Origin of the sequence: Cognatilysobacter xinjiangensis, from assembly GCF_014651995.1 — a bacterium.
In the GTDB taxonomy this organism is placed as follows: Bacteria; Pseudomonadota; Gammaproteobacteria; order Xanthomonadales; family Xanthomonadaceae; genus Cognatilysobacter; species Cognatilysobacter xinjiangensis.
In genome coordinates, this window is the sequence record NZ_BMXY01000003.1 from 24778 (window position 1) to 37370 (window position 12593).

The following is a 12593-nucleotide window of genomic DNA, read 5'->3' on the forward strand; positions in this document are numbered from 1 at the left end:
GGCAAACGCGATGCCGGTTGTACGAAAAGAAAAAGGCGGCCGAAGCCGCCTTTTCCGATCGGACCGCTCAGCGCGCCATCAATTCGCGCCGACCACGCTGCGCAGCTGCTGCTGCAACTGCTCCATCGCCGCCTCGAACGGCGACTGGCCGGTCGCGAGCGTCAGGCGGCCCTCGGCGCCCAGCACCGCGAGTTCCTCGATGCTGGCGGCCAGCACGCGCATGCCACGGCGGTTGACCAGCAGCAGTCGCGAGGTCAGCGGGCTGACCCAGGCCACCTTCGCCGAGATCGGCTCGCCCTGTGCGTCGCTCAGGCGCACCCAGGCGCCGACTTCGAGGCGGCGGATCCTGGCGATCCACTGCGGATCGGCCTGCACCGTATCAGTGCCGCCGGCCAGCCACAGGCGCGTTTCCTGCTCGGGTTCGTCGCGCACCGGCGCCGGCATGGCACGCACGCGACGCGGCGCGTCGGGGTCGGCGAGGCCGCGCACGATGCCGGCGAGGCCGTGGCTGGCCGCCGTGGCGTCGAGGCCGGACGACGCCAGGCATTCGGTCAGCGGCACTTCGAGATCAAGCAACTGGCGCACCAGCGCGTCGCCATCGGCACGCGCGGCGAGCGCATCGGCCTGCGCCAGCGCATCGCCCATCGCGATGGCCTCGCGGAAGCGCACGCTGTCCTCGCCGTCGCGCAGCAGCGTCTGCACCAGGTGGTGGCGCCACGGGGTGATCAGGAAATCGCCCACGGCCTGCGTCAGCGCGGTCTGCGCGAGGCGGCGCTGCAGCACCATGTCGGCGCGGCTGCGGGCCTGCGCGAGGCGCTCGCGGCCGTAGCTGGCCTTGGCGGCGCGCTGCTCCTGCAGTTCGACGCGGCGGCGCTGCTGCGACAGCAGCTCCTCCATCTCGGCATGCGCCATCTCGAAGACCGAGAGGTCCTCGTTGAACTCGGCGACGATGCGCTGCGATACCGCGGAAGCGCGCTCCAGCAGCTCGCGCTCCTGCGGCGTCGCGCCGTTGTTGTCCTCGCAGGCCTCGGTCAGCGCATCGAGCAGGCGACGCGCCGGATGCTCGCGCTCGACGAACATCGAGTCGTCGTTGATCGCGACCTTGAGGTACGGCAGCACCAGGCGCGCGTACACGCGGCGCGCGCGCTCCTGCAGCGCATGCGTGCGGAACAGCGATTCGAACAGCAGCGCGACCATGTCGACAGCGTCCTCGTCGTCCGGCGACAGCGCGGTGTATTCGGGATGCAGGCCCATCCGGCGCGCGCCTTCGGCGAGGTAGCCGCGGATCGCGTCCGACAGCTTGCCGTTGACGCCCAGCGCGCGGGCGAAGATATCCGGCGGCTCGGCCTGCAGCACCGACGCGATGCTGGCGAGCTCGCGGGGCTGGAACTCGCGCAGCACGGGCGCCGCGCCCATCGCGCTACCGCCGATCGCGCCCGGCACGCCGAAGGCGCCCGCCGACGGCGGGGCGACGCCCGGCATGCCGTATTGCAGGCCAACCGGCGCCTGCGTCAGCGTGCGCACGCCGCCGTGCTGGCGCTCCATGCGCCACAGGCGCAGCTGCTCGCGCAGCGGCTCGAGTTCCGTGGAATGGCGATGCCCGCCCAGGCCGTCGCCGAGCGCACGCGCGAGTGGCGCCTGCGGCATCTGCGGATGCGAGGGCGCGCCATAGCCGGCCGACGCGCCATAGGCCGGCGCCTGCGGCGCATGCGTGGCGATCGGCGCGACGGGGGCGGTGTCGGTCGACAGCGGCGCGGGCGTCTCCTGCAGCGCGGCGGCGGCCGGGGCCTCTTCCCGCTCGAACTTCGCCAGCGTGGCCGGCGCCCAGGCGCTCAGGCCGTAGCCGGCGCGATTGAGCACGGCGCCCGCGTTCGGATAGAGGCTGTCGAGCAGCGGCACCAGCTGCTGCTGGAACTGGCGGAACAGCACGCGGCCAAGCGGCTCGGAGATGCCCGCATTGCCGATCGACGCGATCAGCATCGTGCACAGCTTGCTAGGCGAAATCGGATTCGGGCCGGCGGGCACGCGCATGGCGAGCGTGAGCTCCTCCATCTGCGTGCGCAGCGCCTGCAGCTGCGTTTCGTAGCGCTTGTCGAGGATCTCGGTCAGCGCCTGCGCCTGCAGGTGCAGGTCGATCTCCTCTTCGTCGATCAGGCCGAGCGTGAGGCCCGCACGAATGAACGGATTACGGAACTCCTCGAACGCCTGCGCGATCTGCTGGCGGAACGTCATCGTGTCCGACGCGCTGCGCGCGCGCAGCACGTTGACGCCTGCGAGCTCGTGGTAGGCGTCGGGGCCGGCTTCCTTCAGCTCGCGCTCGGCGCCGACGTACAGCACCGTCGGGAACGTACCGAGACGTTCGACCGCGAGGCGCTTCAACGCTTCGAGCACGCGCGCCGGGTCCATGCGCGCTTCGATTCCTTCATCCGGGAACTGGCCGATCACGTGGCTACTCCTGCAGGTGCCGCTGCGGTCACTGACTCGACTGGAAATGCAGCATAGTGGCGTTCCGCGTCACTTCCTGACTCGATTTAACGTTCTGTGAGCCATGTCCCAAGCGACCGATACGAACCCGATTAGTGGTGAAAACCCCGTGTTGAACGCACTCGATGAGCGACGTTCGGTGCCCGCCTCGCAGTTGTGTGAACCGGGTCCCGGTCACGACGTGCTGATGCGCATGCTCCGCTCCGCGGTGCGTGTCCCCGATCACGGAAAGCGCGTGCCCTTCCGCTTCGTGCGGATCGAGGGCGACGCGCGCGAGGCGCTCGGCGAGCGCATGGCCGCGCGCAGCCGCGAGCGCGACCCGTCCGCGAGCGAGGCGGTGATCGAGAAGGACCGTCGCCGCTTCCTGCATGCGCCGGTCATCGTCACCGTCATCGCCGCGCAGGGCGAGGACGCCAAGATTCCCGCCAGTGAGCGTCTGCTCAGCGCCGGCTCCGTATGCTTTGCGCTCCTCCAGGCCGCGCAGGCCTTCGGATTCGGCGCGGTCTGGCTCACCGGCTGGGCGGCCTACGACCCGGAAATGCGCCGCGTGCTGGGCGTGGGGGACGACGAAGCCATCGTGGGCTTCATCCATATCGGATCGATCCGCCAGCCCGCGCCCGAGCGCGACCGGCCCGATCCGGCGCAGCTGCTCACCGACTGGACCCCGTAATGACCGCCGACGCGTCGACCTCCCCCACCCTGTACCTGGTCGACGCGAGCATCTACGTGTTCCGTGCCTGGCATTCGATGCCGAACGAGTTCACCGATGCCGAGGGCTGGCCAACCAACGCGGTGCACGGCTTCGCGCGCTTCCTGCTGGAACTGCTGGAGCGCACGCGCCCCGAGCACATCGTGGTCGCCTTCGACGACGCGCTCGACAGCTGCTTCCGCAACCGGCTCTACCCTTCGTACAAAGCCAATCGCGACGCCGCGCCCGAGGAACTCCAGCGGCAGTTCGCGGCCTGCAAGCACCTCTGCGTCGCGATGGGCATGACGGTGCTCGCGCATACCGACTACGAGGCCGACGACCTCATCGGCAGCGCGCTGCACGCGGCACGCGCGCATGGTTTCCGCGGCGTCATCGTGTCGGCCGACAAGGATCTCTCGCAGCTGCTGGGCGACGGCGACGAGCAGTGGGATTTCGCGCGCGGCCAGCGCTGGGGCGCCGCGGGCGTGCCGGCGCGCCATGGCGTGCGCGCCGACCAGATCGCCGACTACCTCGCCCTCACCGGCGACGCCATCGACAACATCCCCGGCGTGCCGGGCATCGGTTCGAAGACGGCGGCCGCCCTGCTCGCGCATTTCGGGACTCTCGACGACGTGCTGCGGCGCGTCGAGGAAGTGCCGTACCTGTCCTCGATCCGCGGCGCCGCGCGCGCTGCGCAGCAGCTGCGCACGCATCGCGAACAGGCGCTGCTGTGTCGCGAGCTGGCCACCATCGTGCTGCACGCGCCCTGCGAAGGCGCCGACGACCATTTCCGCCGCGGTGCGCCGCAGCAGCGGCCGCTGCAGGATCTCTGCGAGCGGCTGCGCTTTGGGCCGCTCACGCGCCGGCGCATCCACGCCGCCTGCGGCCTCGACTTCATGCCTGTCGCATCCGCGAACGTCTAGCATCGGCGGCAGACGACACCGCCTGCCGCCATGACCGACGATCGCGACGCCCCGCTCGAAACCCTGCACGAAGGCCGCTGGCTGCGGCTGATGAAGCGCGGACGCTGGGAGTTCGCCGAGCGTGTCCACGGCCACGGCATGGCCGTCATCATCATTGCCGCGACGCCCGAGGACGAGGTCCTGTTCGTCGAGCAGTTCCGCGTGCCGCTGGGCAAGCCGACGATCGAGATGCCGGCCGGGCTGGTCGGCGACGAATACGACGACGACACGCTGGCCGGCGCCGCGCGCCGCGAGCTGATCGAGGAAACCGGCTACGAGGCCGCGCATGTTGAAGTGCTGCTGACCGGGCCGACGTCGTCGGGCATGAGCAGCGAGCGCATCGCCTTCGTGCGCGCCACAGGCCTTCGCAAGGTCGGCGAAGGCGGCGGCGTGGACGACGAGCAGATCGTCGTGCACCGTGTGCCGCGGGCCGAAGCGCCCGCCTGGCTGATGCGCAAGCACGCCGAGGGATACGAGGTCGACCTCAAGCTCTGGGGCGGGCTGTGGATGCTCGAACGCGATCCGGACGGTTCGCCTGCACGCACGTCGCCTTCGCGGCTCGCTGACGATGCGGCCGCCTAAGATCCCGCGATTCCACAGGGAAGCGATCCATGCACATCCTCGTCTGCGGCGGCGCCGGCTATGTCGGCTCGCACGCCTGCCTGGCGCTCGCGCGCGCCGGCCATGAAGTCACCGTGCTCGACAACATGCTCACCGGCCACCGCGAGGCGGTGCGCTGGGGCCGGCTGGTCGATGCCGACATCCTCAAGCCCGAGACGCTCGATTCGGCCTTCGACCGCAAGGTCGACGCCGTCATGCACTTCTGCGCGCGCTCGCTGGTCGGCGAATCGGTCACCGATCCGTACGCCTACTACCAGAACAACGTCACCGGCACGGTCAACCTGCTGGAGGCGATGCGCCGCCACGGCGTCGACAGGGTGGTGTTCTCGTCGACCGCCGCGGTGTTCGGCAACCCCGTCAGCGACATGATCGACGAGGACCATCCGAAGAATCCGATCAATCCGTACGGCGCGTCGAAGCTGATGGTCGAGCGCGTGCTCGCCGACGCCGCCAATGCCTACGGCCTGCGCTCGGTCGCACTGCGCTACTTCAATGCCGCGGGCGCCGCCGCGGACGAGGGCATCGGCGAATCGCACGAACCCGAGACGCACCTGATCCCGAATGCGCTCAAGGCCGCAGCGGGCGAAGGCGCGGGCCTGAAGGTGTTCGGCAACGACTACCCCACGCCCGATGGCACCTGCGTGCGCGACTACGTGCACGTGCTCGACCTCGCCGACGCGCACCTGCGCGCGCTCGACTGGATGGACCGCGAGCCCGGCGCGCACCGCTTCAACCTCGGCAACGGCAATGGCTTCTCGGTGCTGCAAGTGATCGAGGCCGCGCGCAAGGTCACCGGCCGCGACATCCCGTACGAAATCGGCCCGCGCCGCGCCGGCGATCCGCCGGTGCTGGTGGCGTCGAGCGCGCAGGCGCGCGAAAAGCTGGGTTGGACACCGAAATTCGATCGCATCGAGCCGATCATCGAGACGGCCTGGGCCTGGCACGAGTCGCCGGCGTACTGATCGCCAGACGCAAAGAAAAAGGGCGAGCCGCGGGGCCCGCCCTTTTTGTCCATCGATCGAACTGCAATCAGCCGGCGAATCGATCCGTCGCCGTCACCAGCGCATCGACGTTCTCGGCTTCGAACGCGGAATGGCCCGATGCGGGCGTGATCACAAGTTGCGCCTGCGGCCAGGCCTTGTGCAGGTCCCATGCGTTCTTGACCGGACACACGACGTCGTAGCGGCCGTGCACGATCACGCCGGGGATGTGCGCGATGCGCGCGGCGTCGCGAAGCAGCTGGTCGTCGGCCTCGAAGAAACCGCTGTGCACGAAGTAATGGTTCTCGATGCGCGCGAAGGCCAGTGCGAACTCCGGCTCCTCGTGCGCGGCGGTGAAATCCGGGTCGTAGTGCAGGAACGAGGTAGCCCCTTCCCAGACGCTCCATGCGCGCGCGGCGGCCAGGCGCGTGGCCTCGTCCTCGCTGGTCAGGCGGCGGTGGTAGGCGCTGATCAGGTCGTGGCGCTCCACCGGCGGGATCGCGGCGAGGTACTGCTCCCAGGCTTCCGGGAACAGGCGCGACGCGCCTTCCTGATAAAACCATTCCAGCTCCCAGCGCCGCAGCATGAAGATGCCGCGCAGCACGAGCTCGGTGACGCGGTGCGGATGCGTCTGCGCGTACGCGAGCGCGAGCGTGGAGCCCCACGAGCCGCCGAACACCTGCCATTTGTCGATGCCGAGCTTCTCGCGAAGCGTCTCGATGTCGGCGACGAGGTGCCAGGTGGTGTTGTCGACGAGGTCGGCATGCGGCGTCGAGCGGCCCGAGCCGCGCTGATCGAACAGCACGATGCGGTACTTCGACGGGTCGTGGAACTGGCGCATCTTCGGGCTGCAGCCGCCACCCGGGCCGCCGTGCAGCATCACCACCGGCTTGCCGTCGGGATTGCCGCACTGCTCCCAGTAGAGCGTGTGGCGATCGTCGACCTGCAGCATGCCGCTGTCGTAGGGCTCGATCTCGGGATAGAGGCTGCGCATGCGTCGGCACCTGTGAAACCGGGAAGCAGGCAGTCTAGATCGGGGTGCCGTCGCGGGCACGTGCCGAAGGTCTACGGCGCGCGTCCCAGCGTGACGCGATCGCGGTGCTCGAGATCCTGCACGGTCGCGATGCCGACGAGGCCCGCGTCGGCGAGAATTTCGCGCACGGCCGCGGCCTGGTCGTAGCCGTGTTCGACGAGCAGCCAGCCGCCGGCCGCGAGATGCGCGGGCGCTCCGGCAGCGATCACGCGGATGTCGTCGAGACCGTCGGCGCCCGAGGCGAGCGCGCTCGCGGGTTCGAAGCGCAGGTCGCCCTGCGAGAGATGCGCGTCGTTTGCTGCGATGTAGGGCGGGTTGCTGGCGATCAGGTCGAAACGCTGGCCCGCGAGTGGCGTGTACCAGCTGCCCTCGGAAAAGCGCACGTTGGCGAGGCCGAGCCGCGCGGCATTGCGACGCGCCACGTCGAGCGCCGCGGGGCTGGCGTCGGTGGCGACGACCTCGGCGCGCGGTCGCTCGCTGGCGATGGCGAGGGCGATCGCCCCGCTGCCGGTACCGAGGTCGGCGACATGGCAGGGCAACTGCGGCAGGCGATCGAGCGCGAGTTCGACCAGCAGCTCCGTTTCGGGCCGCGGAATCAGCGTGGCGGCGTCGACGTCGAGCTCGAAGCGCCAGAAGCCGCGGCGCCCGGTCAGGTAGGCGACGGGCTCGCCGGCTTCGCGGCGCGCGAGCAGGCGCTCGTAAGCGTCGATGTCGGCATCGTCGATCTCGTCGTCGCCGTGCGCGTACAGCCAGGCAGGCGTGCGGCCGAGCACGTGCGCGAGCAGGTGCTCGCATTCGCCGGCGTCGAGCCGCGGCCGCGTCGCGCGCAGCAGGGCATCGATGCGCATGCGGGGCTCCGTCGTGGGGCGGCTATGTTACTTCGATCACTGCGGTGGCCGGGCTCGGCGTCGCCGCGGGGAGCGCCGACACGCGGTCACGGCCCTCGTCCTTGGCGCGATAGAGCGCGGCATCGGCGCGACGCATCGCGGCCTCCCAGCCTTCCTGGCCGCGCACGAGCTCGGTGACGCCGAAGCTCGCGGTGACGCGCTCGCCGGTCGCGGCGACCGGCGTGTCCGACACGGCGGTCCGCAGTCGCTCGGCGACGGCGACGGCGGCTTCGAGTGCGGTGGATGGCAGCAGCACTAGGAACTCCTCGCCGCCGAGCCGGAACGCGGTATCGACATCGCGCAGCCCGCCGGCGATGCGCGCGGCGGTCTCGCAGATCACGGCGTCCCCGGCGGCATGCCCATGGGTGTCGTTGACGGCCTTGAACGCATCGATGTCGAGCATCAGCAGCGACAGCGGCGTGCCGTAGCGCTCGCAGCGCGCCTGCTCGCGCGCGGCGTGCTCGAACAGCGAGCGGCGGTTGAACAGGCCCGTGAGCGGGTCGCGGTGGACGAGCCGCTGCAGCTCGATCTCCTTGCTGCGGAACATCAGCAGCGCAAGCGCGAGCGTCAATACGTAGACGAACACCAGGCTGACCACGAAGAACAGGATCTGCGAGGGATCCTTGGCGAACGAGCCCGACAGCCCATCGGTCGCCCAGGCATAGGCGAAGCGCATCGCGAGGAAGCTGCTGTTGAACACGAAGACCGCGGCCGCCATGCGCTGGAAGCGGCGCACCGGGCTCGGCCAGCGCCACAGCAGCCAGCCCGCGCAGAGGTCCATCGACATGTAGGTCGCGGACAGCAGCAGCACACGGCTGCGCATCACGTCGCGCATCTCCGGCCAGGTGAGCCCGGCGGCGACCACGGCCAGTGACAACCCGACCAGCGGGACGATGCCGGAGCGGCGTCCGGTGTAGGTCCGGACACCCGCCAGCAGCAGCCCGTGGGTGAGCGAGATCAGGCCATTGGCGATCGCGACCACGACCGGCGTCGGCAGGCCGAGGCCGAGGGTGAGGAACAGGTGCCCGAACTGGTGGCCGAGGCCGAAGGAGAGCCCGGCGAGCCCCCAGTAGACGAGGGCCGCGTCGCGCGTGCCCGCGTAGCGGATGCCGGCCATGGTGCCGGCGAGCAGGAAGCCCGCCAGCCCCGTCACGAAGGCGAGCGTCGCGGTGTCCAGTTGCCGGATAAGTTCCATGGCTTCCCCCGAAGGCCAGTACCACCGGCCATGCAAGACGCCTGCCAGCGGGCAGGCGCGGGGCGCGGTGCAGCCGATCGCGACACGGCAGGCCCGCGGTCGGCCGCGCATCCTGCCAGATCGGCGCAGGCCGCGGCGGGCGCGCCGACGAGCGGACGTCGGGGCCCGGCCGGTTGATTCGTCGCCGTGCCGGCGGCGGGCCGGAAACGACGACAGGCGGCAGCCGCCGCCCGTCGTGGAAGGTCACCGGGTGGCGCGATCAGCGCCGGGCAATGTCCAGCGGCAGGCCCTTGCGGGCCTGCACCTGCGCGGCGCAGAGGCGGATGCCCTCGACGGTCTGCTCGATCTCGCGAGGGCCGCCCTCCACGTTCGCCATGCGCGGGCTGAACTTCGCCTCCAGCTCCGCGGCCTCCGCCTCGCTGCACATGCCGGCCGCGTACATGCCGACCAGTGCCGCGCCGGCGGGGGCCAGCCGTGCCTCCAGGTCGGCAAAGTGGCTGTCGATCCATCCGCGCAGCGCCGCGCGACCCGCCGGGTTCGCGGCCTGGCCGCCGATCACCGGGAAGATCTCGTTGCGGCGTAGCAGGCCCTGCTCGAAGACCAGTGCACGCGCCCGCTCGTCGAGCGCCGGGGCGCCGGTGGCGCCCATCGCGGACAGCAGCTCGCTGCGGGTCACTGCGTCCTGGCTGGCGCGGAAGTGCTTCTCGGCGGCATCGAAGGCGGGCACCCCGCCCTCCTGCAGCGCGACCACCAGCGCGGTATCGCGCAGGTCGCGCGGGGCGGCGTCGGCGTGCAGCTGGCCGTCGCCGTCGAGGCCGAGCACCTGCCGGCCCAGACGGCCGAGTTCGGCGCGCACCTTGGCGTCCTTCAGCCGGATGGCGAACAGCTGCACCAGCGAGCTGCGCAGCAGGGCGTCATCGTCCGGCTCGCCCGCCTTCGGCGCGAGGCCGAGCGCGTCCAGCCGCGGGCGGTAGATGGCGGCGACCTTCGCGTGGAAGGCGTCGCGGGCCTTGTGGTCGGCGACGAGGTACTCGCTCATCCAGCCGGTCGCGCCCATGCCGGCGGTGGCGGTCTGGCGCACCTCGGCCGAGGCGAAGCGAGGCAGCGCGGCGAGCAGGTCGGCGGGCTTCAGCGAGCCGGCACCGTAGGCGGCGACGATCGAATCCGCCGCCATGCGCTGCTCGCGCTCGTCGAGCGATGCGAATGCGGTATTGAGCGCGGCCTGCCATTTCGGCACGAGCGCGAAGCGGTAGTAGCCCGCGCCGTAGCCGTTGGGCATGACCCAGGTCGGGCAGCGCGTGGCCTGCGTGAGTTCGACGCGCGCTTGGCGGTCGTGCACCAGCGCCTTCTGCTCGCGCACCGTGGTGCCGTCGGCATAGCGGATGGTCATCGGCACGCCCCAGCTACCGTCGGCGCCGGCGGTGGAGCCGATCGGGCGGTAGCGCTGCTGGGTGATGCTGAGGGCCGGCACCTTGCCCGAGCAGTCGACGTCGACCGCGAGATACGGAACACCGGGCTGGTCGATGAAGCTGAAGAACGCCTTCGACACGCCTTCCGGGTCGTCGCTCTGCGCGGCGAGCGCGGCAATGAGGTCGGCGCTGGTCGCGTTGCCGCGCGCATGCGTCGACAGGTAGTTGCGGATGCCGTCGCGGAACTTGTCCTCGCCGATGTAGCGCTCGAACATCGCGAGCGTGGCGCCGCCCTTCTGGTAGGTGATGCCGTCGAAGGCGGATTCGATGTCGCGGTAGTCGCGGATCGCCTCGTGGATGCGGCGCGTCGACGCCAGGCTGTCGGCACCCATGGCGCCGATCGCGCCTTCCAGCAGCCCGCGGTCGGTATGCGCCTGCGGCTGCAGCTGGCCGTGGATCTTGTTGCCCATCCACGTCGCGAAGCCCTCGTTGAGCCACAGGTCGTCCCACCACTTCATGGTGACGAGGTCGCCGAACCACTGGTGCGCGAGTTCGTGCGCGCTGGTGCCCCAGAACGACTGGCGACGACCGACGGCCGACGTCTCGTCGGGAAACATCAGTGAATCGCGGTAGGCGATCAGGCCCGGGTTTTCCATCGCGCCGGCCCAGAAGTCGGGTGCGGCGAGGTTGTCGAGCTTGTCGAATGGATACGGGCTGCCGAAGTAGTCCTCCAGCGCGGTGACGATCGCGGGCGTATTGGCCAGCGTGTACTTCATCTTCGAGCCCTGACCCGCCGCAGCCACGCCGCGCAGGCGGATCGGCGCGGTGCGTGGGCCGTTCGGCGCGATCGCCGGGCCGTCGACGATCTCCCACGGACCCACCGCGAACGCGACGAGGTAGCTCGGCAGCGCCGGCGTGCGTGCGAACGTGACCTTCTTCCAGCCGCCGGCCAGCGGCGTGGCGGTGCCTTCCAGCGTGTTGGCGACGGCGGTGGCGTCCTGCGGGACGATCAGCGTGATGTCCCACGGTTGCTTGAAACTGGGCTCGTCGAAGCCGGGAAACGCGGTGCGCGCACCCAGCGGCTCCATCTGCGTCATCACGTAGGCGCGCCCGTCCGGGCTGACCTTGTAGGCGCCCTGCAGCTGCCCGTAGGGCGCTTCGAAGGCGATGTCGAAGCTGGCCTTGCCGGCCGGCAGCGGTGTCGCGGAAACGAGCCTGAGCACGCCGGAGGGATCGGCTTCGCTGGCCGTGAGCGGAATCGTGCGCTTGCCGACCGTCGCGCTCGCCTTGGCGATCTTCAGCCCGCGGCCGTGCATCCACACGGTATCCGTGGCTTCGGCGATGTCGGCCTGGATGCGCGTGACGCCGCTGAAGCCGGCCTGCTTGGGGTCGATCTTCAGCTCGAGCTGGACCAGCGTCGGCACCACCGTACGCGGCAAGGGGCCGGTCGGGACGGCGGTCTCTGCGGCCTCTACGGCGCCGATGGCGGCGAGCGAAAGCGCGAGTGCGAGTGCGTGGCGGCGTGGTCGGCGCATCGGTCGGGTTCCCCAGGGTGACCCGGGAGCGTAAGCGGCGGGCCGCCGCTTGCACGCATGACTAAAGTCCTAGGCGCTAGCGTATGGGCGCTACAGCGATCAATATGCACCGCCTATCGACACGATCATGTCAATCGATTTGATGGATGCTAGATCGCTGGTTAGCATGGCCCCCTGTTCAGTTCCCCTCCCACCGGAGTCGTCGCATGTCGCTCATCAACAAGCAGGTCCCGCCGTTCAAGACGCAGGCCTTCCACAACGGCAAGTTCATCGAGGTCACCGAGAAGAACCTGCAGGGCAAGTGGTCGGTCGTCGTGTTCATGCCGGCCGCGTTCACCTTCAATTGCCCGACCGAGGTCGAGGACGCCGCGGACAACTACGCCGAGTTCCAGGCCAACGGCGCCGAGGTCTACATCGTCACCACCGACACGCACTTCTCGCACAAGGTGTGGCACGAGACCTCGCCGGCCGTGGGCAAGGCGCAGTTCCCGCTGGTCGGCGACCCGACCCACGCCCTCACGAAGGCGTTCGACGTGCACATCGACGAGGAAGGCCTCGCGCTGCGCGGCACCTTCATCGTGAATCCGGAAGGCGTGATCAAGGCCTACGAGATCCACGACAACGCGATCGCACGCGACATGAAGGAAGCGCTGCGCAAGCTCAAGGCAGCCAAGTACGTCGCCGAGCACCCGGGCGAGGTCTGCCCGGCCAAGTGGCAGCAGGGCGCCAACACGATCAAGCCGTCGCTGGACCTCGTCGGCAAGATCTGATTTCGAAGGACGCCGGGCGTTCGCGCCCG

At 70.1% G+C, this 12593-nt stretch carries 10 protein-coding genes; 5 read left to right on the forward strand and 5 right to left on the reverse strand.

The features are described 5' to 3' along the window. Positions 1-78 precede the first annotated feature (78 nt). The gene (locus tag IE066_RS10885; RefSeq protein WP_189449775.1) at positions 79-2445 is read right to left on the reverse strand and encodes a DUF1631 family protein; all 2367 of its coding nucleotides are present in this window, start codon (positions 2443-2445) and stop codon (positions 79-81) included. A gap of 103 nt (positions 2446-2548) precedes the next feature. Between IE066_RS10885 and IE066_RS10890 the strand changes: the two genes are divergently transcribed. From IE066_RS10890 to galE, 4 genes are read left to right on the forward strand one after another with little or no spacing between them, the layout of a single operon-like run. Further along, a complete protein-coding gene (locus tag IE066_RS10890; RefSeq protein WP_189449777.1) occupies positions 2549-3154 on the forward strand; it encodes a nitroreductase family protein in 606 nt (201 codons plus the stop codon). After that, positions 3154-4095: a 5'-3' exonuclease gene (locus IE066_RS10895; RefSeq protein WP_189449779.1), complete on the forward strand. Its 942-nt coding sequence runs from the start codon at positions 3154-3156 to the stop codon at positions 4093-4095. The genes IE066_RS10890 and IE066_RS10895 overlap by 1 nt, the downstream gene beginning before the upstream one ends. A 30-nt stretch (positions 4096-4125) precedes the next feature. After that, positions 4126-4716 (forward strand): NUDIX hydrolase, encoded by a 591-nt coding sequence (locus IE066_RS10900; protein WP_189449781.1) that lies wholly within the window; start codon positions 4126-4128, stop codon positions 4714-4716. A gap of 29 nt (positions 4717-4745) precedes the next feature. Then, on the forward strand, positions 4746-5717 hold the full coding sequence (gene galE, locus IE066_RS10905) for a UDP-glucose 4-epimerase GalE (RefSeq protein WP_189449783.1): 972 nt from the start codon (positions 4746-4748) through the stop codon (positions 5715-5717). Positions 5718-5784: 67 nt separating this feature from the next. Here galE and pip read toward each other — a convergent pair whose 3' ends face one another. From pip to IE066_RS10925, 4 genes are all read right to left on the reverse strand, one after another. After that, positions 5785-6729, reverse strand: coding sequence for a prolyl aminopeptidase (pip, locus tag IE066_RS10910; RefSeq protein WP_189449785.1), 945 nt, complete (start codon positions 6727-6729; stop codon positions 5785-5787). Positions 6730-6800: 71 nt separating this feature from the next. Further along, positions 6801-7616: a peptide chain release factor N(5)-glutamine methyltransferase gene (gene prmC, locus IE066_RS10915; RefSeq protein ID WP_189449787.1), complete on the reverse strand. Its 816-nt coding sequence runs from the start codon at positions 7614-7616 to the stop codon at positions 6801-6803. Positions 7617-7638: 22 nt separating this feature from the next. After that, on the reverse strand, positions 7639-8850 hold the full coding sequence (locus IE066_RS10920) for a GGDEF domain-containing protein (RefSeq protein WP_189449789.1): 1212 nt from the start codon (positions 8848-8850) through the stop codon (positions 7639-7641). Between the two features lie 259 nt (positions 8851-9109). Then, a complete protein-coding gene (locus IE066_RS10925) occupies positions 9110-11794 on the reverse strand; it encodes a M1 family metallopeptidase (RefSeq protein WP_189449791.1) in 2685 nt (894 codons plus the stop codon). Between the two features lie 206 nt (positions 11795-12000). Between IE066_RS10925 and ahpC the strand changes: the two genes are divergently transcribed. Beyond that, positions 12001-12564 carry an alkyl hydroperoxide reductase subunit C gene (gene ahpC / locus IE066_RS10930; RefSeq protein ID WP_189449793.1) on the forward strand — a complete coding sequence of 188 codons (564 nt, stop codon included), beginning with the start codon at positions 12001-12003 and terminating at the stop codon, positions 12562-12564. Positions 12565-12593 lie beyond the last annotated feature (29 nt).

Coding starts and splice junctions, on each gene's coding strand:
- IE066_RS10890 (WP_189449777.1), top strand. CDS start 2,549: ATGTCCCAAGCGACCGATACGAACCCGATTAGTGGTGAAAACCCCGTG.
- IE066_RS10895 (WP_189449779.1), top strand. CDS start 3,154: ATGACCGCCGACGCGTCGACCTCCCCCACCCTGTACCTGGTCGACGCG.
- IE066_RS10900 (WP_189449781.1), top strand. CDS start 4,126: ATGACCGACGATCGCGACGCCCCGCTCGAAACCCTGCACGAAGGCCGC.
- galE (WP_189449783.1), top strand. CDS start 4,746: ATGCACATCCTCGTCTGCGGCGGCGCCGGCTATGTCGGCTCGCACGCC.
- pip (WP_189449785.1), bottom strand. CDS start 6,729: ATGCGCAGCCTCTATCCCGAGATCGAGCCCTACGACAGCGGCATGCTG.
- prmC (WP_189449787.1), bottom strand. CDS start 7,616: ATGCGCATCGATGCCCTGCTGCGCGCGACGCGGCCGCGGCTCGACGCC.
- IE066_RS10920 (WP_189449789.1), bottom strand. CDS start 8,850: ATGGAACTTATCCGGCAACTGGACACCGCGACGCTCGCCTTCGTGACG.
- IE066_RS10925 (WP_189449791.1), bottom strand. CDS start 11,794: ATGCGCCGACCACGCCGCCACGCACTCGCACTCGCGCTTTCGCTCGCC.
- ahpC (WP_189449793.1), top strand. CDS start 12,001: ATGTCGCTCATCAACAAGCAGGTCCCGCCGTTCAAGACGCAGGCCTTC.